We start from the raw sequence: 20,947 nt of genomic DNA, 5'->3' as shown, positions 1-20,947 counted from the left end.
GAAATATGTGTATTGCCCAGCACAAACCAAAAGGCCGCGGGCCGGTCAATATGCTACATCACTTGCTGCGCTGCGGCATTTCATTCCGGAAAGCGGTGATTGAAAGGATTTGCCGATTGAGCAAACACTGCGATTGGGATAGACACCGGCATTGAACCCCCACCGTTGCCGCACTAATTTAGGCGTACGGACAGGAACTGGTCGCTTGCCGCCTGCCCGGAAATCCAGAGAAAAGATCAGATGAAAAATCGCCGCCGCATTTATGAAGGCAAGGCCAAGATCCTCTATGAGGGCCCTGAGCCGGGAACACTGATCCAGTTCTTCAAGGACGACGCGACCGCTTTCAACAAGAAGAAGCACGAAATCGTCGATGGCAAGGGCGTGCTCAACAATCGCATTTCCGAGCACATCTTCAACCATCTCAACCGGATGGGCATTCCGACCCATTTCATCCGCCGACTCAACATGCGCGAGCAGCTGATCAAGGAAGTCGAGATCATCCCGCTCGAGGTGGTCGTGCGCAATGTCGCCGCCGGCTCGCTGGCCAAGCGTCTCGGCATCGAGGAAGGCACCGTGCTGCCGCGCTCGATCATCGAATTCTATTACAAGGCCGATGCGCTCGACGACCCAATGGTGTCTGAAGAGCACATCACTGCTTTCGGCTGGGCAAGCCCGCAGGAGATCGACGACGTCATGGCGCTGGCCATCCGCGTCAACGACTTCCTCTCCGGCTTGTTCATGGGAGTCGGCATCCAGCTTGTCGACTTCAAGATCGAATGCGGCCGGCTGTTCGAAGGCGACATGATGCGCATCGTCGTTGCCGACGAGATCTCGCCGGACTCGTGCCGTCTGTGGGACGTGGCGACCCAGGACAAGCTCGACAAGGATCGTTTCCGCCGCGACATGGGCGGTCTGGTCGAAGCCTATCAGGAAGTCGCCCGCCGCCTCGGCATCATGAACGAGAACGAGCCGCCGCGTCCCGCCGGGCCGGTGCTCGTCGCCTCGACCGATGGCCTCAAAGGCAAGCCGCACTGAGATTTCTTGCCGCTCAATACGTCGAACAGGAGCATGTCCAGCGTGATCAAGGCCCGCATTACCGTCACTCTCAAGAACGGCGTGCTCGACCCGCAAGGCAAGGCGATCGAACACGCATTGTCCGGGATGGGCTTTGACGGCGTCGGCCAGGTGCGGCAGGGCAAGGTTTTCGACGTCGAGCTTGCCGAGAGCGACAAGGCCAAGGCCGAGACCGATCTCAAAGCCATGTGCGACAAGCTTCTGGCGAATACGGTGATTGAGAACTATAGTGTGGCCATTACCTGAGGTTTTGCCGGAGGGTATATGACTGAAGCCACGAACGAGTTGATGTACGAGCTCCTGAAGCGTGTGCACCACGAAGTTGCTGAACTTCGACCAGATGTTTCCGAAGTGAAGCGGGAGTTGAACGCAATTCGGGGTCACATGGTCGCAACGCAAAGCGACATCCATAACATCTACGGCATTCTTGGCCGTCAAGACGATCGTCTCGAACGTATAGAGCGCCGTCTCGAATTGCGTGGACTTGCCGAAGCCCAGGGGCCTTACGAACCGAAATGAAATCAGCCGTCGTTCTTCTGCCGGGCCTCAACCGTGACCGCGACATGATCGCGGCGCTGACCAAGATTTCGGGAACGCCGCCGGTCACGGTCTGGCAGACCGATACCGAAATCCCCGACGTCGACCTGATCGCCATTCCCGGTGGCTTCTCCTTCGGCGATTATCTGCGCTGCGGCGCCATTGCGGCGCGCATGCCGGTGATGCGGGCGGTCGCCGAAAAGGCGGCCAAGGGCGTGATGGTCATTGGCGTCTGCAACGGCTTCCAGATCCTGGTCGAGGCCGGCCTTTTGCCAGGCGCCTTGATGCGCAACACGTCGCTGAAATTCGTCTGCCGACAGGTCAAGCTGCAGATCGCCAACGCCAACACAATGTTCACCCGCCGCTACCAGCCGGGCCAGATCATCCGCTCGCCGGTGGCGCATCATGACGGCAATTACTTTGCCGACGCCGAGACGCTGCGCAGGCTCGAAGGCGAAGGCCAGGTCGTGTTCCGCTATGCCGAAGGCACCAATCCCAACGGCTCGATCAACGACATTGCCGGCATCATCAACGGCCAGGGCAATGTGCTCGGCCTGATGCCGCATCCCGAGAACCTGATCGAAGCGGCGCATGGCGGCAGCGACGGCCGGGCGCTGTTCGAAAGTGCGCTTGGCATCGCCGCTTGATATCTTCAGTGTTCATCTTTTTTCCGAATTCGAAATAGGCGCCGCATGAGCCCGAGACAGACGATCGCCCGCCTCGCTCTTGTCGCCGCCGCCTGCCTTGTGCTCGCCTCCTGCCAGTCGAAGCCGAAGAACGCGCCGGCGCCTTCGGGCAAGAGTGCGGCGCTGCTTGCCATGGAACAGGTGGCGATCGCCGCGCACAAATGCTGGATCGCCAGCAAGGATCCCGCTTTCAAGCCCTATCAGATGGCCAACGAGCTGAATTCGTTCACCGGCACGCCGCGCTTCCTGCTGGTTCCGGTCAAGCATTATGGCGGAAAGCCGTTGCTGGTCGTGCAGGCACAGGGCAATTCACGCCGGGTTGACGTGTACGGTCCGCTGATGGCCGAACCGCTCGGCGCACGCATCGGCTCGGACATTGCCCGCTGGCAGGCTGGCAATCAGGCCTGCGGTGCGGCTGCATAGGGCAGTGAGCCGCTGCCTGCAGGTCGCCGGTCTGGTCATCGGCCTGGCCGCACTTGTCCTGCAAATCTGCATCACCGTTCCAGCGTCGATGGCAGCCGGCCGCAGTTTTGTCGGCTCGCTCGTCTTCTATTTCAGCGCGTATTCTCAGTCCCAGAACGGCCTCAGACCCTCACGATGGGCGTCGGCACGCGAGATGCCGATATCCTTGAGCTGATCGTCGGTCATTTCCAGCAAGACCAGCCGACTGCGCCGGCGATCCAGCAAGCGGCCGATCCGGTTTGCAAGTGAGCTGACCCTTCGCACCAGGCGACGGACATAGCCTTGACGGCCTGACGGGCGGGCTCCGGGCAATCCAGCTCTCATGTAACGGATTGTATCGATTGCAGCCATTTTATTGCTACCAAAACTCGAGATTGTACCTATTTGTTGCGCGGTCACATATGTATTGACTCTCAAAACGGTGCAATATAGAAAATTGTCACCATGACAAATTGGCTTCCCGACCTTTCCGCCGGCTCCGGGCCGCTCTATCAGCGGCTTGCAGATTCCGTCGAAACGGACATCGACCGTGGCGTGATCGCCGCCGGGGCAAAATTGCCGCCGCAGCGCGATCTGGCATACGACATCGGCACGACCGTCGGCACGGTCGGCAGGGCCTACCAATTGTTGCGCGAGCGGGGCCTGGTGAGCGGCGAAGTCGGACGCGGAACCTATGTGCTTGGCCGGCATGACACCAAGACCGATCTGCTGGCGCCCGACCCGCAGGTGGAAGGCACGCGCTATATCGATGCGCCTCGCGGCAAACTGCGCTTCGACAGCACGGCTGCGCCTGATACCGGCCAGGGCGCCATTGTCGCCGATGTGCTTTCGCGCACGGCGCAGGAGCATCCGTACGAGATTTCAAGCTATACGCGGGATTTTCCCAACCGCTGGGTCGATGCCGGCTGCAGCTGGCTGTCGCGAAATTCGTTTCGCCCAAGCCCCGATGGCATCGTTCCGACGCTCGGCACCCATGCCGCGGTTATGGCGGCGATTGCCGCGCTGACCACGCCCGGCGACTATATCGTCTTCGAGCACCTCACCTATTCGCAGATTTCTCGCAGCGCCGGCCTGATCGGCCGCCGCACCGCGCTGGTGACGTCGGACGCGGAAGGGCTCGATCCAGAGGATTTCGAGCGCGTCTGCGCGCAAAAACACCCGAAAATGATGTTCCTGATGCCGACGGCACAGAACCCCACACTGGTGACGCTGTCGGCGACGCGCCGCGAGGCCATCGCGCGCGTCGCGCGCGAATACAATGTCATCCTGATCGAGGACGATCTCTATGGCGATCTGACCGACGACCCGACGCCGCTCCTGGCCGAATATGCCCCCGAACGGACCATCGTTGCCGGCGGCCTGTCGAAATCGGTTGCGGCCGGCGTTCGCGGCGGCTGGCTCGCTTGTCCGCCGGCCTATCGCCACCGGATCCGGGTCGCTCACAAGATGCTGACGGGTGGCCTCCCCTTCCTGCTGGCGGAAGTGTGTAGCCGACTGGTTCTGTCCGGCCAGGCCAGCGAGATGCGCAAGCGCAGCATCGTCGAGATCAACGCGCGCGTGGCGATCGTGCGCGAGACACTAGCCGGGTTCGACTTCAACGCACTAGACAATGTGCCCTTCGTCTGGCTCACCCTGCCCGATCCATGGCTTTCCGGCACCTTCAAGAACGCCTGTCTCGAACATGGCGTGCTCATCGACGACGAGGACGAGTTCAAGGCCGGGCGTTCCGAGCAGGTTTTTCACGGCGTGCGGTTTGGCGTTTCACAGCCGGAGCGACGAGAGGACATCGCCGGCGGCGTCGGCGTGATCCGGCGGCTGCTGGACGAGGGCCGCGCCGGCTACGACAGTTTCTCCTGAACCGGCTTGAAACCGGCGGGCCGAGTGGCGATCTTTCGCTACTTGCTGCACCCTTTCCATCGTTTTTCGTCGCTTGATGGGTGTATCGGCTGCAAAGCTTGCGATAAGACGGGACTCGATCCCAAGGACATAAATTGCCGCCCATGACCATTTCCAATTCCGTGCCGATCACTCCGGAACTCATTGCCGCGCACGGGCTGAAGCCCGACGAATATCAGCGCATCCTCGACCTGGTCGGGCGCGAGCCGAGCTTTACCGAGCTCGGCATCTTTTCGGCGATGTGGAACGAGCACTGCTCGTATAAATCCTCGAAAAAGTGGCTGCGCACGCTGCCCACCACCGGGCCGCAGGTCATCCAGGGCCCGGGCGAGAATGCCGGCGTGGTCGATATCGGCGACGGTGACTGCGTCGTCTTCAAGATGGAGAGCCATAACCACCCCTCCTTCATCGAGCCTTATCAGGGCGCGGCGACCGGCGTCGGCGGCATCCTGCGCGATGTCTTCACCATGGGCGCGCGGCCGATCGCGGCAATGAACGCACTGCGCTTCGGCGCGCCGGACCACCCCAAGACCAGGCACCTCATCGCCGGCGTCGTTGCCGGCGTCGGCGGCTACGGCAATTCCTTCGGCGTGCCGACGGTCGGCGGCGAGGTCAATTTCGACGCGCGCTACAATGGCAACATCCTGGTCAACGCGTTTGCGGCGGGGCTGGCCAAGACCGATGCGATCTTCCTGTCGGAAGCCAAGGGAGTCGGCCTGCCGGTCGTCTATCTCGGCGCCAAGACCGGCCGCGACGGTGTCGGCGGCGCCACCATGGCCTCGGCCGAATTCGACGACAAGATCGACGAGAAGCGGCCCACCGTCCAGGTCGGCGACCCGTTCACCGAAAAATGCCTGCTCGAAGCCTGCCTCGAACTGATGGCGTCCGGCGCCGTCATCGCCATCCAGGACATGGGTGCTGCCGGCCTCACCTGCTCGGCGGTCGAGATGGGCGCCAAGGGCGACCTCGGCATCGAGCTCGACCTCGACAAGGTGCCGGTGCGCGAGGAGCGCATGAGCGCCTATGAGATGATGCTGTCGGAGAGCCAGGAGCGCATGCTGATGGTGCTGCGCCCCGAAAAGGAAAAGCAAGCCGAGGCGATCTTCCACAAATGGGGCCTCGACTTCGCCATCGTCGGCAAGACAACCGACGATCTGCGCTTTCGCGTGCTGCACCAGGGCGACGAAGTCGCCAATCTGCCGATCAAGGACCTTGGCGACCAGGCGCCGGAATATGACCGTCCCTGGACCGAGCCGAAGAAGCCGGCGCCGCTGGCGGCCGGCGATGCACCGCAAGCGGATGTCGCTGAGGCGCTGCTGAAACTGCTTGGCGGGCCCGACCTGTCCTCGCGTCGCTGGGTATGGGAACAATACGACACGCTGATCCAGGGCAATTCGCTGCAGCTTCCGGGTGGCGATGCCGGCGTGGTGCGCGTCGAGGGCCATCCGACCAAGGCGCTCGCCTTCTCCTCCGACGTGACGCCGCGCTATTGCGAGGCCGACCCTTACGAGGGCGGCAAGCAGGCGGTGGCCGAATGCTGGCGCAATCTTACCGCCACCGGCGCCCTGCCGCTCGCGGCCACCGACAACCTCAATTTCGGCAACCCGGAACGACCCGAGATCATGGGCCAGTTGGTCGGCGCCGTGAAAGGCATCGGCGACGCCTGTCGCGCGCTCGGCTTTCCGATCGTCTCCGGCAATGTCTCGCTCTACAACGAAACCAACGGGCAAGGCATCTTGCCGACGCCGACCATCGGCGGCGTCGGACTGATCGCCGACTGGTCCCAGATGGCGCGGATCGGCTTTGCCGCCGAGGGGCAGATGATCCTGCTGGTCGGCGCGCCGTCGATGTGGGGAACGCATCTCGCCCAGTCGGCCTATATGCGCGACATCCATGGCCGCACCGATGGCCCGCCGCCGCCGGTCGACCTCGACCACGAAAAGCGCGTCGGCCACCATGTACGCACTCTGATCGCCTCCGGCGTCGTCACATCAGCGCATGACGTTTCCGATGGCGGCATTGCCGTCGCGCTGGCCGAAATGGCGATGGCGTCCGGCATCGGCGCAACCGTCCCCGGCCTGGTCGGGACCGACCCGATCCCGGTCTGGTTCGGCGAGGATCAGGGCCGCTACCTCTTGACGCTGTCGATCGATCCGCAAAGCGAGGAATGGGACGCCATTCGCGAAGAGCAGAGCAAGCTAGGCATCTTCGCGCCGTGGATCGGCTCGACCGGCGGCAGCGACCTGAAACTCGGCGAGGCGCGGGCGATCCCTGTCGGCGAATTGACCGCTGCCCACGAATCCTGGTTTCCTCGCTTCATGGCAAATGAGGTCGTGGACCCCTGATTTGATCGAGCGGGGTCGTTGCGGTGTGGTTCATCCGCCGTTTCGATCATATCTATGAGATCTGAACAAGGAATCCTCGCATGGCAATGGACGCGCACGACATCGAACGGTTGATCAAGGAAGGCATTCCGGACGCCAAGGTGACGATTCGCGACCTGGCCGGCGACGGCGACCATTATGCGGCCGAAGTGGTGGCCGAAAGCTTTCGCGGCAAAAGCCGCGTCCAGCAGCACCAGATGGTCTACGACGCGCTGAAGGGCAATATGGGCGGCGTGCTGCACGCGCTCGCACTGCAGACCAGCGTGCCGGAATAAGCTTTTTTAGGGCTTTGCTGGCTTGGGAAGATAGCCGTCCGATGCTCTTGGCCCAGGCCATCCTTTGCGCCATTTGCGTGACAAGGCGGCAAACGTCTTGTTTCAGGCAACCTATGGGTTTATTTGAAAGGGTATGTTTCGAGCCCGGCTCCCGCGGGCATGAAAGGATTTTCTATGAGCGGTATCAACGACTACATCGACAGCGAAGTGAAGGCCAACGACGTCGTTCTCTTCATGAAGGGCACGCCCGGTTTCCCGCAATGCGGATTTTCCGGTCAGGTCGTGCAGATCCTCGACTACATCGGGGCCGACTACAAGGGCGTCGACGTGCTGACCTCGGCCGAGCTGCGGCAAGGTATCAAGGAATACTCCAACTGGCCGACGATCCCTCAGCTCTACGTCAAGGGTGAGTTCGTCGGCGGTTGCGACATCGTCCGCGAGATGTTCCAGGCAGGCGAACTGCAGACGTTCCTCGTCGAAAAGGGCGTCAGCGTCAAAGGCGCCGCCTGACGGACATTTAGGGCACTTCGCCAAGCTGATTATCTCCCCGGTATCGGGGCACAAGACGAATGAATGCGCCGGTGCGCCGGCGCTTTTTCGTTTGAAGATCGGACTTTGCCGTGGATCAGCATGCAGAAGCGCAGCAACAGGCAAGCACCTTGCCTATTCCGCGCTGGGAATTCATCGCGCTGTGCGCGGCATTGATGGCGCTCAACTCGCTGGCCATCGACATCATGCTGCCGGCGCTGCAGCAGATCGGCGCCTCGCTGGGCGTGGAAAATGAAAACCACCGCCAGTATGTGATTGCCGCGTACATTCTCGGCTTTGGCGGCGGACAGCTCTTCTTCGGGCCGATCTCGGACCGCTTCGGACGCCGCGCTCCGCTCGTCGTCGGACTGGTTATCTACGTCGCCGCGGCGAGTGCGGCGGCGATCGCCCCGACATTCGCCACGCTTATCCTGTGCCGGGTGGTGCAAGGCATCGGCGCCGCGGCTACACGCGTCATCGCCGTCTCGATCGTGCGCGACACGTTCGACGGCCGGCGCATGGCTGAGGTGATGTCGCTGATCTTCATGGTGTTCATGGCCATTCCGGTGGTGGCGCCAGGCATCGGCCAGGTCATCATGCTGTTTGCCTCCTGGCACTGGATCTTCATCACCATGGCGGCCGGGGCGCTGATCGTGTCGGCGTGGGCGCTGCTGCGGCTGCCGGAAACGCTGCATCCCGAATATCGCCGGCCGCTGACGGCATCATCCGTCCTTGGCGGTTTCCGCATCGTGCTGACCAATCGCATCGCGCTATGCTATGCCTTCGCCAGCACTTTTGCCTTCGGTGCGATGTTCGGCTTCATCAACTCGGCGCAGCAGATCTATGTCGATGTCTTCGGCGTCGGCGAGATGTTCCCGCTGATTTTCGCAGGGATCGCCGGCGTGCTCTCCTTTTCGAGCTATCTGAATTCGCGCCTTGTCGGCCGCATCGGCATGCGCCGCCTGTCGCAAAGCGCGCTGCTCTTGTTTCTGGCCATCAGCCTCGCCTGGCTGGTCGTTTCCATCCAGATGAAGATGCCGCTCTGGCTTTTCATCACCTTCTTTGCCTGCACGATGGTCCCGTTCGGCGCACTCGGCGCGAATTTCAACGCGCTCGCCATGGAGCCGCTCGGCCAGTTGGCCGGGACAGCGTCGTCCATTCTGGGCTTCATGCAGACCTTCCTCGGCGGCGTGCTCGGCACGCTGATCGGCCAAGCCTTCAACGGCACGGTGACGCCCTTGGCCGCCGGATTCTGCAGCGTTTCGCTTGGCGCATTGGTGATGGTGCTGATCGCCGAGCGCGGCAAATTCTTCCAGCCGCAGAACCCGCCGGTTTAAGGCCGAACGCCTTTCAGGATTCATCCCCGCTCGCTGCGGTGAAGCGAGGGAACAGCAAACGCCCTGCGATCGCCCCACCCATCCTGTCCGAAACCGGCAGTGGCAGAGCCTTGTCGAGGGCCTCGAGGACGGAAGCGACGAAAGCCCGGTTGAGGCTGCCATCATCCCCCAGACGGGAGTAGGTGGCGCGAGGCTTGCCGATAAGTGTGCCGTTTCGGCGAATTGAGAACTGCAGCGTCAGGGTCATGCCCGCGGTTCCGGGCGGCGGCTCCCAACAGGCGACGATCGCGGAGAACATCTCGTTTATGGTGTCGACGGGTTCGGGACTGCGACAGCCGCGCTCCTGCGATGTTGCCGCGTTAGGCCCGGCAACCAGGGCAAGGGTAAGGGCGACAATTGCGGACCGAGGTTTCATCTCGGGTCTCCGGTTTCGCGCGATAAATGTAATCGAATTTATCGACGAAAGCTTCCATCGAGTATCAGCGCTGCGGATGGATCCTTTCAGACGTCTGCGTCGATAACGGCGAGCGCCGCATCGATGCCTTTGCCGACCGCAAGCTTTTCGCCCAATGCATTCATCGCGCCGCTAAGTGCCGTCAGCGCCGCGATCGCATAGATCGGCTGGGCGGTCGGGCCCATATGGCCGATACGCGTCAGCTTGCCCAATGTTTCGCCGCGGCCAGACGAGAACACCACGCCGTAGCGGGCGCGTGCGGCCTGGCGAAGCGCCTCCTCGTCGATGCCTTCGGGTGTCCTGACAGCGGTCGTGGTCGGCGATGCGATGATGTCGCTGGCCGCCCAGATCGACAGACCCATGGCGGCGACCCCGGCGCGCATGGCCTTGGCGGTGAGCGCGTGGCGCGCCCACACCGCCGCCGGTCCCTCGTTGAGGTAGAGGTCGAGCGCGACGTCGAGCCCGTTCATCTGCGCGACGGACGGCGTGAACGGAAACGGCTTGTCCTTCGACCACGTATGCTCCCAGTCGACGATGCTGAGCATCGATCCGCGTGGCGCTGCCTCGTTGGCCTTCATCTTCGCCCAGGCCCGCTCGCTGACGCCCATCATCGTCAGACCAGGAGGCGCGCCGAGGCATTTGTTCGGGCCGGTGACATAAACATCGGCCTTGCAGTCCTCCGGATGCGTTTTCATGCCGCCGAAGGACGAAACGGCATCGACGATCAGATAGGCGCCATGCGCCGAAACCAGCGCGCCGATGGCGTCGATCGGGTTGATGGTGCCCGACGGGGTGTCGTGATGGCAGACGGAAACGATGCTGATTTCCGGATGCGCTGCCAGCATTGCCGCAACCGCCTGCGGGTCGATCGCCTCGTTATAGGGCACCTCGATTTCGAGCAGATGCGGCGAATAGCGCTTCGCCCAATAGCCAAACGCCTTGCCGTAGACTCCCGAGGCAAGGTTGAGCACGACGTCGTCGGGCGTGATCAGGGAGGCTGCCGCCGCCTCCAGGCCAAGCACCGGCTCGCCATGCAGGATGACCGGCTTGTTCGACAGCCGCATCGCCTTCTGCGCCTTGTCGACCACACGCTCGTAAAAGAGCTGGAACGCCGGGTCGTGATCGTAGAGCACGGTGCGGCCGAGGCCGCGCAGCACGTCGGGATAGGCGTTCACCGGCCCGGCAGTAAGCGTGATGACCGGTTCGGCGTGTTCGAGATAGCGCATGGTCTTGTCTCCGCATCGGCGGCGATCAGCCGTAGAACTGCCTGCCGGTCCGATAAGTCTTGAAGTTCTCCATGTCGTGCGAATGCATCAGCTCGGCGCCACAATCCTCGGCTGGCTTCATCCGGCCGATGCCAAACGGCCTATTCCGCCCACAGTTCCCGGCGCAGTTCGCGCCAGCTTGCTTCGTCCGGTGCGACAAGAAGGCCACCGCCGACATGCGACGGCCGATAGGTGCTGCCGTCGAAACGCGCGGCGTAACCACCGGCCTCGGCATGGATCAGCACACCGGCCAGATGATCCCACGGCATCAGCTTGTTGTAGACGATGAAGTGGGCGTGGCCGCTCGCCAGCAGGCGGTATTCGTGAGCCGCGCAGCGATAGCCGAATTGCGACAAGGATTTCGTCTGGTTGCGCGCCAGCCGTGACCGTTCCGGCTCGGGCATATATTGCCAGGAAACCGCGCCGGTCATTTGCGAGAGCGGCGCAGGCTCGGCGACATGCACCTTCTCCAAAGTGCCATGCGCATGCCGTATGTGGCTGCCAGCACCGCTGGCGCCGATCAGCCAGTCCTTGCCGATGGGATCGTGAATGATGCCGGCGACGGTCTCGCCCTTCACCACGACGCCCAGCATGACGCCGAACAGCGGCACGCCGGAGGCGAAATTGAAAGTGCCGTCGACCGGATCGATGACGAAGGCGAGATCGGCTTCGCCGAGGCCCTGGAGCAGCGCCGGGTCGTCGGAGCAGGCTTCCTCGCCGACGATCATCGCCTGCGGGTAGCGCTCACGCAGCCTGACGGTGATGAGCCGCTCGGCACTCACATCGGCCTCCGTCACCAGATCGGCTGCCGAGGTCTTCTGGCGGATGTCGCCCTCATCCAGCCGGCGAAAGCGCGGCATGATCTCGGCAATGGCAGCGTCGGACAGAAGCGTGGCGAGCCAGTCGATCGCGGTATCGTCAAATGTCATCGGGAACGTCTTGCCTTGCGGTCAGGGTTTCGTTGAGTCCGGCGAAATCGAACAGCTTTCTGTCGAGCAGATGCGAGGGCCGCACATTGGTCATTGCGTGGATCATCGTGTTCTTGCGGCCGGGCATGCGCTTTTCCAGGTCGTCGAGCAACGCCTTCATCGCATTGCGCTGCAAGCCGTCCTGGCTGCCGCACAGATCGCACGGAATGATCGGGAACTTCATGGCGCCGGCGAATTTTTCGAGATCGGCCTCGGCGCAATAGGCGAGCGGCCGCAGCACCATGACGTCGCCGTCGTCGTTGAGCAGTTTTGGCGGCATGGCGGCGAGGCGTCCGCCATGCAACAGGTTCATGAAAAAGGTTTCGAGAATGTCTTCGCGGTGGTGGCCGAGCACCAAAGCCGAGCAGCCCTCCTCGCGCGCGATGCGGTAGAGATGGCCGCGCCTGAGCCGCGAGCACAGCGAACAATAGGTGCTGCCCTGGGGAAGCTTGTCGGTCACCACCGAATAGGTGTCCTGATATTCGATGCGGTGCGCAATGGCGTATGTGTTGAGGTAATCGGGCAGAATGTGCTTTGGAAAGTTCGGCTGGCCCTGGTCGAGATTGCAGGCCAGCAGGTCGACCGGTAGCAGCCCGCGCCATTTGAGGTCGAGCAGCAACGCAAGCAGGCCGTAGGAATCCTTGCCGCCGGACAAGGCGACCAGCCAGCGATCGCCGGGCCTGACCATGGAAAAATCGTCGATCGCCTGACGGGCGAGACGCAGCAGCCGCTTGCGCAGCTTGTTGAATTCGACGGAGGACGGCACATCGGCAAACAGCGGATGAAAGCCGCCTGCGGCGTCAGTGATCGGTTCGATTGTTTCTGGCAGCATGTTCATGGCGCGGCGGCCCAAAAATCCTTGTTGCTGCCCGGAGTAGCGCATCGGCCCGAAAATCGAAATCGATTTTCGGAGCCCCAAAGAAAAGGCCGCCTCGAGGGCGGCCTTCGATGATGTCGCAGATGAAAAAAATCGATCAGCGCGAATAGAATTCGACGACCAGGTTCGGTTCCATCTGCACGGCGAAGGGAACATCCGACAGCCCGGGGATGCGCCCGAAGGACGCCGTCATCTTGTTATGATCGACCTCGATGTAATCAGGCACGTCGCGCTCAGCCAGGCCTACCGATTCCAGGACGATCACCAGCTGCTTCGACTTTTCGCGCACTTCGATGACATCGCCCGGCTTGCAGCGGTACGAGCCGATGTTGACGCGCTTGCCGTTGACATTGATGTGGCCGTGATTGACGAACTGGCGAGCGGCAAAAATGGTCGGCACGAACTTGGCGCGGTAGACAACCGCGTCGAGACGAGACTCGAGCAGGCCGATCAGATTCTCCGAGGTGTCGCCCTTGCGGCGGTTCGCCTCTTCATAGACCTTGCGGAACTGCTTTTCCGACACGTCGCCATAGTGACCCTTCAGCTTCTGCTTGGCACGCAGCTGCAGGCCGAAATCGGAAAGCTTGCCCTTGCGGCGCTGGCCGTGCTGGCCAGGACCGTATTCGCGCTTGTTGACCGGGGACTTCGGGCGGCCCCAGATGTTTTCGCCGAGACGGCGGTCGATCTTGTATTTCGCGGATTCGCGCTTGCTCATCGCATTCCCTTTCAAAAAGACACACCCGGCACCTCATGGTCCGGGTGAAGGAAACGCGCCCTCCTCTGGCCCCCGTTTTCGAGACCTGACAGGGTTCTCCCACGCAACGCGGCGGAAAACCCACGGGACACGTCATTGCACATAAAGAAACCACCGGACGTTGCGGCCCGGCGTTGGGGGCTGATTAGACGGAGATTTGACTGGTGTCAAGATCGCGGTAGGCGTCGATGATGGCAGCCGATACGCCGCGGTATCCCCGCGCGCTGTGTGCGGGACCGCGGCTATCCAATCATGGGACCTGTCCTGCGGGTGGGACAAGCGGCTAGTGTTTCGATTTCTTCTCGGGCAGGCCCTTGCGCTTGGTCTCGGCGAACTCCTCGAGCTGCTTTTCGCTCATCGATTTGTACATTCCCTTCGAAGCGCCTTTGAGCTCGCTCTTCTTGGTCTCGCCACGCTTGGCGGACAATGCCGCCCCGGCGGCTTTCTGCTGGGCTTTTGAAGTGGCTGGCATGATCGTTTCTCCCGTCTTGCGATGCGGGAAAAACGCAGCGGTCGTGGTGATGTTCCCAGATATCAGGAAATCGCCAGCCCAAACCCCTGCATCAGGCGGCGAGTCGGGAAATCGACCCGCTTCGAGGTGAAGACAGCAAGGTCGGCGCCTTCCGGCAACGCCTCGCCGCGGTGGCTGGCCTCGGCATGCGCGAGCAGCGAGAGCGCCCGCCGTGCGATCGCCTCGGCGGGATCGAGCCAATCGACCGGCCAGGGTGCCGTCTTGCGCATGCGATTGGCCAGAAAGGGATAGTGGGTGCAGGCAAGCACGACGATGTCGGTCCGCAATTCGTCATGTTCGACGAAGCACGGCGCGATCTCGGCACGCACCGCCTCTTCATCGACAAAGCCATCGCGCATATAGACTTCGGCCAGTCCCGCCAGATTGTCGCTGCCAACCAGGCGGACATGGCATTTCTGCGCCCATTTGCCGATCAGGTCGCGGGTATACTGGCGCTTGACGGTGCCGGGCGTCGCCAGCACCGAAACCAACCCGGAGCGTGTGCGTTCCGCTGCCGGCTTGATCGCCGGCACCGTGCCGACGAAAGGATGACCGGGAAATCTTTCGCGCAACGCATCGATGACCAGAGTCGAGGCGGTGTTGCAGGCGATGACCGAAATGGCCGGCGAAAAACGATCAAGCAGCTTGCCGAACAGCTCCAGCACATGTGCCCTCAGTGCCGCTTCCTCCCAAGCCCCGTAAGGGAAAGCCGCGTCGTCGGCGACATAGACGAAGCGGCGGTCGGGCATCAGCACCCGCGCTTCGCGCAGCACCGTCAGGCCGCCGATGCCGGAATCGAACATCAGGATCGGGCGGGCGCTTGAAGGATCGGTCATTGTCATCGTCTACAGGAGAAGGCGGAGAAGGCTGCGGGTCCGCGGCGGGAAGATGGTCACAAATCCCTATTCATCATTTTAGGCCTGATCCATCATTTTTGGGATGATGGACCACAGCAAATAACATTCGGTTACGGCTAGAGCCTGTCTCTCAGGCCTGGTCCTTGTCTGTCGCCTTGGCGGCGCGGGCCGCTGCCGGAAGCCGCCTTGGATCATCGCCCGGCGATCCGTCGCCGCGCGGCATGGCCGGCGAAAACCTGTCCAGCGATGATATTATGCCGCGCAGCACCTTGAGCTCCGGCTCGGCGAAGCCGGCGCGCGTCAGCACCGCGCGCAGGTTGTCGACCATTTTCGGCTTCTTCGCCGCCGGGCGGAAATAGCCGCGCGCTTCGAGCGCGCCTTCCAGATAGGCGAACAGGCCGTGCAACTGTTCCTTGGTCGCCGGCATCATGTCGGGACTGGAAAAATTGGTTTTGGTCTCGTCTTCCAGGCCCGACTTCATCCACTCATAGGACATCAGCAAGGCGGCCTGGGCGATGTTGAGCGAGGAGAAGGCGGGATCGACCGGGAAGGTGACGATCTCGTCGGCGAGGCCGACCTCGTCATTGTAGAGCCCGAACCGCTCGCGGCCGAACAGAATGCCGGTGCGCTGTCCGGATCGCTGCCGCGCTCTCAGCGCCCTGCCCGCCTCGACCGGTCCGCGCACCGGTTTGAAATTATCGCGCGCGCGCGCCGTGGTGGCGAAGACGAAGTTCAGGTCGGCGACCGCCGAGGCCAGATCGTCATATACTCCAGCGGCATCGATGACGTGATCGGCGCGGCTCGCGGCAGCGCGCGCCTTTTCGCTCGGCCAGCCGTCGCGCGGATTAACGAGGCGCAGTTCGGACAGACCGAAATTCGCCATGGCGCGCGCGACCATGCCGATATTCTCGCCGAGCTGCGGCTCGACCAGGATGATCGCCGGGCCGGTGGCAGGAAGGATGTCGTTGCTGGCTTGCATTGTCTCAATGAACTGCTGTTTGCGGCATTTCAGCGTCTCCTGCCATATCCGGCCGCGAAAATGAAGCTTTGGCAGGCAACGCCCGATGCCAGGGGCGAGCCCGCTGGGACGGATCGCCGTTTGCGCGGCCAAAAATGCTTTGATATACGGGCCGCATCCCCGGCCAAAGCCATGCGGGCAAGGCCGTTCCGATCCCCAACAATGAGGCATTCTTTCCATGGCGAAGATCAAGGTGGCGAACCCGGTCGTCGAACTCGACGGCGACGAGATGACCCGCATCATCTGGCAGTTCATCAAGGACAAGCTGATCCACCCCTATCTCGACCTCAAGCTTGAATATTACGACCTCAGCGTTGAGCACCGCGACGCCACCAACGACCAGGTGACCATCGATTCGGCCAATGCCATCAAGAAGCATGGCGTCGGCGTGAAATGCGCGACGATCACCCCCGACGAGCAGCGTGTCGAGGAATTCGGGCTGAAGAAGATGTGGAAGTCGCCGAACGGCACCATCCGCAACATCCTCGGTGGCACCATCTTTCGCGAGCCGATCATCATGAAGAACGTGCCGCGGCTGGTGCCCGGCTGGACCAAGCCGATCATCGTCGGCCGTCATGCCTTCGGCGACCAGTACCGCGCCACCGACTTCCGCTTCCCCGGCAAGGGCAAGCTGACGATCAAGTTCGTCGGCGAGGACGGCAAGGTGATCGAGCATGACGTGTTCGATGCGCCGGCCGCCGGCGTCGCCATGGCCATGTACAATCTCGACGACTCGATCCGCGAATTCGCCCGCGCCTCGCTCAATTACGGCCTGCTGCGCAACTACCCGGTCTACCTCTCGACCAAGAACACCATCCTCAAGGCCTATGACGGCCGCTTCAAGGACATTTTCCAGGAAGTCTACGAGGCAGAGTTCGAAGCCGAGTTCAAAGCCAAGAAGCTCTGGTACGAGCACCGGCTGATCGACGACATGGTCGCCTCCAGCCTGAAATGGTCGGGCGGCTATATCTGGGCCTGCAAGAACTATGATGGCGACGTGCAGTCGGACACCGTGGCGCAAGGTTTTGGGTCGCTCGGCCTGATGACCTCGGTGCTGATGACGCCGGACGGCAAGACGGTGGAGGCGGAGGCGGCGCACGGCACCGTCACCCGTCATTATCGGCAGCACCAGAAGGGCGAGGAAACCTCGACCAATTCGATCGCCTCGATCTTCGCCTGGACGCGCGGCCTGGCGCACCGCGCCAAACTCGACGACAATGCCGAGCTGATGCGTTTTGCCGAGACGCTGGAAAAAGTCTGCATCCAGACCGTCGAAGCCGGCTTCATGACCAAGGATCTGTCGCTGCTGATCGGTCCCGACCAGCCATGGCTTTCGACCACCGGCTTCCTCGACAAGATCGACGAGAATCTGCAGAAGGCAATGGCCTGACCAGCGTTGTGAGCAGGCCCGTCGTCTACGGGGCGGACTACAGCGTCTATGTGCGCATCGTCCGCCTCGCACTCGAGGAAAAAGGCATCGGCTACGAACTTGTGCCGGTCGACATCTTCGCGGCGGACGGCATTCCGGGCTGGTATTTCGACCATCAGCCGTTCGGCCGCATCCCGGCCTTCGAGCATGACGGGTTCCGCCTCCACGAGACCGGCGCGATCGCCCGCTATGTCGACGAAGCGTTCGACGGCCCGGCGTTGCAACCGATCGAAGCCCGGCCTCGCGCACGTATGAACCAGATCATCGGCATGCTCGACGCCTATGCCTATCGAGCCATGGTCTGGGATGTCGCCGTCGAGCGGCTGGAGAAAACGGCGCCTGACGAGGCTTTGATCGCCAATGGGCTTCTGCAGGCGGCGACAGTGCTTCGCGCACTCACCTCACTGAAAGCCGCCGGGCCGTGGCTGCTGGGCGAGCAACTGACGCTGGCCGACCTGCATGCAGCACCCATCATCGGCTATTTCGTCAAGGTCACTGAGGGGCAAAACCTGCTGGCGGAGTTTGCCGATATCCAGTCCTGGTGGGGTCACATCACCGGACGGGAGAGTTTTGCGAAGACCGAAAAGGCCGGGTGACAAAGTCCGAAAGGCCGAGGGACAGCACCCCCCTCTGTCCTGCCGGACATCTCCCCCTCAAGGGGGGAGATCGGATGTCACGATTGTTTTCGCCAATTTTCGACGTTGTGAAAAGGCAGGGCAATGAAGCTGCCAATCTCCCCCCTTGAGGGGGAGATGTCCGGCAGGACAGAGGGGGGTGCCTCCCAGCAACCGATCAGGCCGCCTCCAGAGCCGCCTTCACTGCAGCGATCGCGTCTTCGGCCCTCGATGCGTCCGGGCCGCCGGCCTGGGCCATGTCAGGCCGACCGCCGCCGCCCTGCCCGCCCAATGCCGCGGACGCCACGCGGACCAGATCGACCGCGCTGAAGCGGCCGGTCAGGTCGTCGGTGACGCCGACCACGACGCTGGCCTTGTTGTCCTCGCCGGCGCCGACGAAGACGACGACGCCGGAGCCGAGCGACTTCTTGCCGGCATCGGCCAACGGCTTCAAATCCTTCGGCGCAACGCCCGATACCGCCTTGCCGAGGAAGCCGACACCGGCAATGGTCTCGTTCTCGGCAGGCACGCCGGCTGGCGAGCGGTCGCCCAGCGCCAGTTTCTTGCGCGCTTCGGTCAGTTCCTTCTCGAGCTTCTTGCGCTCGTCGAGCAGCGCCTCGACGCGCGCCGGCACGTCGGCCGGCGAAATCTTCAGCGCCGCCGCGACCGCCTTCAGCCGCTTGTCCTGCTCGTCGAGATGCTTTCTGGCCGCCTCGCCGGTCAAGGCCTCGATGCGGCGCACGCCGGCAGCGACTGCACTGTCCGACACGATGCGCACCAGACCGATGTCGCCGGTCGCCCTGACATGCGTGCCGCCGCATAGCTCGACCGAATAAGGCCGGTTGGCCCTGGCGCCATGCAAGCCCGTGCCCATCGAAACGACGCGCACCTCGTCGCCATACTTTTCGCCGAACAGCGCCATGGCGCCTTCGGCGATGGCACCGTCAACCGACATCAGCCGCGTGATGACCGGACTGTTCTGGACGACGATCTCGTTCGCCATCCGCTCGACCTGTTCGATCTCGTCAGGCGAGATCGGCTTGTTGTGCGAAATGTCGAAGCGCAGACGCTCGGGCGCGACCAGTGAGCCCTTCTGCGCGACATGGGTGCCTAGCACCTCGCGCAGCGCTTCGTGGATCAGATGCGTCGCGGAATGGTTCGCGCGCAGCCTGGAGCGGCGCGCATGGTCGACCTTCAGCTCGACGGTCGCGCCCGTGTCGACCGTGCCGTCGGCCACCTTGCCGAGATGCACGAAAAGCCCGTCGGCCTTCTTCTGCGTATCGGAGATCTCGATTGAGAACCCTTCGCCTGAAATGACGCCGGTATCACCCACCTGGCCGCCGGATTCGCCATAGAACGGCGTCTGGTTGACGACTACGGCAACCGCCTCGCCGTTGGCGGCGCTGTCGACGATCTTGCCGTCCCTGACCAGCGCCTGGATGAGGCCTTCCGCCTGCTCGGTCTCGTAGCCGAGGAACTCGGTGGCGCCATGCTTCTCGCGCACCGGGAACCACACTGTTTCGGTCGCCGCCTCGCCGGAACCAGCCCAGCTCTTGCGCGCCTCGGCCTTCTGCTGCTCCATCGCATTGGTGAAGCCGGCAAGATCGACCGAGATGTTGCGCTGACGCAGCGCATCCTGCGTCAGATCGAGCGGAAAGCCATAGGTGTCGTAGAGCTTGAAGGCGGTCTCGCCATCCAGCATGTCGCCGGCACCCAGCTTTTCCGTCGCTTCCGAAAGCAGGCCCAAGCCGCGCACCAGCGTCTTGCGGAAACGGGTTTCTTCAAGCTTCAGCGTCTCGGTGATCATCTGTTCGCCGCGCACCAGTTCCGAATAGGCCTGGCCCATCTCGCGCACCAGCGCCGGCACCAGCCGCCACATCAGCGGATCACCGGCGCCCAAAAGCTGCCCATGGCGCATGGCGCGGCGCATGATGCGACGCAGCACGTAACCGCGGCCCTCATTGGACGGCAGCACGCCGTCGGCCACCAGAAAGCAGGACGAACGCAAATGGTCGGCGATGACGCGGAACGATCCGACGGTGTCGGCATCCGGACCGCGGCCGAGCGCGGATGACGCGGCCTCGATCAGGTGACGGAACAGGTCGGTCTCGAAGATGCTCTCGACCCCTTGCAGAATGGAGGCCATGCGCTCCAGGCCCATGCCGGTGTCGATCGACGGGCGCGGCAGGTCGATGCGCTCATCCTTCGTCACCTGTTCATACTGCATGAACACCAGGTTCCAGAATTCGAGGAAACGGTCGCCATCCTCCTCGGGGCTGCCGGGAGGGCCGCCCCAGATGTGCTCGCCACGGTCGATGAAGATCTCCGAGCACGGACCGCAAGGTCCGGTGTCGCCCATCGCCCAGAAATTGTCCGAGGTCGGAATGCGGATGATACGATCGTCGGAAAAGCCGGCGATCTTCTTCCAGTAGCCGGCAGCCTCGTCGTCGGTGTGATAGACCGTGACCAGCAGCTTGTCCTTCTTCAGCCCGAACTCCCTGGTGATCAGGTTCCAGGCAAGCTCGATGGCGCGCTCCTTGAAATAGTCGCCGAACGAGAAATTACCGAGCATCTCGAAGAAGGTCAGGTGGCGCGCGGTGTAGCCGACATTGTCGAGGTCGTTGTGCTTGCCGCCGGCGCGAACACTCTTCTGAGCCGTCGTGGCACGCGAGTAGGGTCGCTTTTCCAGGCCGGTGAAAACGTTCTTGAACTGCACCATGCCGGCATTGGTGAACATCAGTGTCGGGTCGTTGCGCGGCACCAGCGGGCTCGACGCGACGACCTCGTGACCCTCCTTGCGGAAATAGTCGAGGAATGTCGACCGGATCTCGTTCACGCCACTCATGAATACTGCCTTTTAGCTTTTAGAGAGAGCCGCCGGCGCGGCCGACGGCAAATGGACATGGCCTTTTAGCCGCCGCGTTGCACCCTGTCCAGAAACACGGAATTGGGCCAATTTGCGGGGCTTGCCGGTCATCTCGGCGCCACCGCTGAAACGCAAACCGCCGGCGCTAGGCCGGC

Annotated in this window: 22 protein-coding genes; 12 read left to right on the top strand and 10 right to left on the bottom strand. The window is 62.6% G+C overall.

The window, feature by feature from the left end; translation table 11 throughout:
• Positions 1-240 precede the first annotated feature (240 nt).
• The 5 genes from purC to AC0L2K_RS19670 are packed head-to-tail and all read left to right on the top strand — an operon-like array spanning position 241 to position 2,720.
• Positions 241-1,035 carry a phosphoribosylaminoimidazolesuccinocarboxamide synthase gene (gene purC, locus AC0L2K_RS19690; RefSeq protein WP_023798245.1) on the top strand — a complete coding sequence of 265 codons (795 nt, stop codon included), beginning with the start codon at positions 241-243 and terminating at the stop codon, positions 1,033-1,035.
• A gap of 42 nt (positions 1,036-1,077) precedes the next feature.
• Entirely contained in the window at positions 1,078-1,320 is a 243-nt protein-coding gene (gene purS / locus AC0L2K_RS19685; RefSeq protein ID WP_473487968.1) for a phosphoribosylformylglycinamidine synthase subunit PurS, read from the top strand.
• An 18-nt stretch (positions 1,321-1,338) separates the two neighbouring features.
• A complete protein-coding gene (locus AC0L2K_RS19680; protein ID WP_023798247.1) occupies positions 1,339-1,593 on the top strand; it encodes a hypothetical protein in 255 nt (84 codons plus the stop codon).
• Positions 1,590-2,258 carry a phosphoribosylformylglycinamidine synthase subunit PurQ gene (gene purQ, locus AC0L2K_RS19675; RefSeq protein WP_023798248.1) on the top strand — a complete coding sequence of 223 codons (669 nt, stop codon included), beginning with the start codon at positions 1,590-1,592 and terminating at the stop codon, positions 2,256-2,258. Before AC0L2K_RS19680 ends, purQ begins: the two co-directional genes overlap by 4 nt.
• 45 nt (positions 2,259-2,303) lie before the next feature.
• The gene (locus tag AC0L2K_RS19670) at positions 2,304-2,720 is read left to right on the top strand and encodes a hypothetical protein (RefSeq protein WP_128246630.1); all 417 of its coding nucleotides are present in this window, start codon (positions 2,304-2,306) and stop codon (positions 2,718-2,720) included.
• Between the two features lie 144 nt (positions 2,721-2,864).
• Here the strand turns inward: AC0L2K_RS19670 and AC0L2K_RS19665 are convergent, their stop codons facing one another.
• The gene (locus tag AC0L2K_RS19665; RefSeq protein ID WP_473532146.1) at positions 2,865-3,083 is read right to left on the bottom strand and encodes a DUF1127 domain-containing protein; all 219 of its coding nucleotides are present in this window, start codon (positions 3,081-3,083) and stop codon (positions 2,865-2,867) included.
• A gap of 120 nt (positions 3,084-3,203) precedes the next feature.
• On the opposite strand from AC0L2K_RS19665, the gene AC0L2K_RS19660 reads away from it, so the two are divergent.
• The 5 genes from AC0L2K_RS19660 (at position 3,204) to AC0L2K_RS19640 (ending at position 9,179) form a co-directional block, all read left to right on the top strand.
• Positions 3,204-4,616 carry an aminotransferase-like domain-containing protein gene (locus AC0L2K_RS19660; protein WP_473532090.1) on the top strand — a complete coding sequence of 471 codons (1,413 nt, stop codon included), beginning with the start codon at positions 3,204-3,206 and terminating at the stop codon, positions 4,614-4,616.
• A 143-nt stretch (positions 4,617-4,759) separates the two neighbouring features.
• The gene (gene purL / locus AC0L2K_RS19655) at positions 4,760-7,000 is read left to right on the top strand and encodes a phosphoribosylformylglycinamidine synthase subunit PurL (protein WP_128173184.1); all 2,241 of its coding nucleotides are present in this window, start codon (positions 4,760-4,762) and stop codon (positions 6,998-7,000) included.
• 80 nt (positions 7,001-7,080) lie between these two features.
• Entirely contained in the window at positions 7,081-7,314 is a 234-nt protein-coding gene (locus tag AC0L2K_RS19650; protein ID WP_023798252.1) for a BolA/IbaG family iron-sulfur metabolism protein, read from the top strand.
• Between the two features lie 174 nt (positions 7,315-7,488).
• A complete protein-coding gene (gene grxD, locus AC0L2K_RS19645; protein ID WP_023798253.1) occupies positions 7,489-7,824 on the top strand; it encodes a Grx4 family monothiol glutaredoxin in 336 nt (111 codons plus the stop codon).
• Between the two features lie 110 nt (positions 7,825-7,934).
• A complete protein-coding gene (locus tag AC0L2K_RS19640; protein ID WP_128173183.1) occupies positions 7,935-9,179 on the top strand; it encodes a multidrug effflux MFS transporter in 1,245 nt (414 codons plus the stop codon).
• 13 nt (positions 9,180-9,192) lie between these two features.
• On the opposite strand, the gene AC0L2K_RS19635 is transcribed toward AC0L2K_RS19640, so the two are convergent.
• The 8 genes from AC0L2K_RS19635 to AC0L2K_RS19600 form a co-directional block, all read right to left on the bottom strand.
• A complete protein-coding gene (locus tag AC0L2K_RS19635) occupies positions 9,193-9,594 on the bottom strand; it encodes an energy transducer TonB (RefSeq protein ID WP_023798255.1) in 402 nt (133 codons plus the stop codon).
• A gap of 86 nt (positions 9,595-9,680) precedes the next feature.
• Entirely contained in the window at positions 9,681-10,859 is a 1,179-nt protein-coding gene (gene ppaT, locus AC0L2K_RS19630) for a pyridoxamine--pyruvate transaminase (RefSeq protein WP_473532089.1), read from the bottom strand.
• A 140-nt stretch (positions 10,860-10,999) separates the two neighbouring features.
• The gene (locus tag AC0L2K_RS19625; protein ID WP_128173170.1) at positions 11,000-11,827 is read right to left on the bottom strand and encodes an inositol monophosphatase family protein; all 828 of its coding nucleotides are present in this window, start codon (positions 11,825-11,827) and stop codon (positions 11,000-11,002) included.
• Complete coding sequence (gene ttcA / locus AC0L2K_RS19620; RefSeq protein ID WP_473532088.1) at positions 11,817-12,704, bottom strand: tRNA 2-thiocytidine(32) synthetase TtcA; 888 nt, start codon at positions 12,702-12,704, stop codon at positions 11,817-11,819. The genes AC0L2K_RS19625 and ttcA overlap by 11 nt, the downstream gene beginning before the upstream one ends.
• Before the next feature lie 136 nt (positions 12,705-12,840).
• The gene (gene rpsD / locus AC0L2K_RS19615; protein WP_023798277.1) at positions 12,841-13,458 is read right to left on the bottom strand and encodes a 30S ribosomal protein S4; all 618 of its coding nucleotides are present in this window, start codon (positions 13,456-13,458) and stop codon (positions 12,841-12,843) included.
• A gap of 322 nt (positions 13,459-13,780) precedes the next feature.
• Positions 13,781-13,969, bottom strand: coding sequence for a DUF3008 family protein (locus tag AC0L2K_RS19610; RefSeq protein WP_023717374.1), 189 nt, complete (start codon positions 13,967-13,969; stop codon positions 13,781-13,783).
• 62 nt (positions 13,970-14,031) lie between these two features.
• Positions 14,032-14,844 carry a glutamate racemase gene (gene murI / locus AC0L2K_RS19605; RefSeq protein ID WP_473532087.1) on the bottom strand — a complete coding sequence of 271 codons (813 nt, stop codon included), beginning with the start codon at positions 14,842-14,844 and terminating at the stop codon, positions 14,032-14,034.
• A 151-nt stretch (positions 14,845-14,995) separates the two neighbouring features.
• The gene (locus AC0L2K_RS19600) at positions 14,996-15,844 is read right to left on the bottom strand and encodes an RNA methyltransferase (RefSeq protein ID WP_287061876.1); all 849 of its coding nucleotides are present in this window, start codon (positions 15,842-15,844) and stop codon (positions 14,996-14,998) included.
• 217 nt (positions 15,845-16,061) lie between these two features.
• Here AC0L2K_RS19600 and AC0L2K_RS19595 point away from each other — a divergent pair, with 217 nt between their 5' ends.
• Positions 16,062-17,273, top strand: a complete 1,212-nt coding sequence (locus AC0L2K_RS19595; protein WP_023798280.1) for an NADP-dependent isocitrate dehydrogenase — start codon at positions 16,062-16,064, stop codon at positions 17,271-17,273.
• A gap of 8 nt (positions 17,274-17,281) precedes the next feature.
• The gene (locus tag AC0L2K_RS19590) at positions 17,282-17,908 is read left to right on the top strand and encodes a glutathione S-transferase family protein (protein ID WP_473532086.1); all 627 of its coding nucleotides are present in this window, start codon (positions 17,282-17,284) and stop codon (positions 17,906-17,908) included.
• A 196-nt stretch (positions 17,909-18,104) separates the two neighbouring features.
• Here the strand turns inward: AC0L2K_RS19590 and alaS are convergent, their stop codons facing one another.
• Positions 18,105-20,771, bottom strand: coding sequence for an alanine--tRNA ligase (gene alaS, locus AC0L2K_RS19585; RefSeq protein WP_473532085.1), 2,667 nt, complete (start codon positions 20,769-20,771; stop codon positions 18,105-18,107).
• Positions 20,772-20,947 lie beyond the last annotated feature (176 nt).

The organism is Mesorhizobium sp. WSM4817, assembly GCF_055811135.1.
Note: the sequence above shows the minus strand (reverse complement) of the source record. Positions and strands in the feature narration are given on the sequence as shown.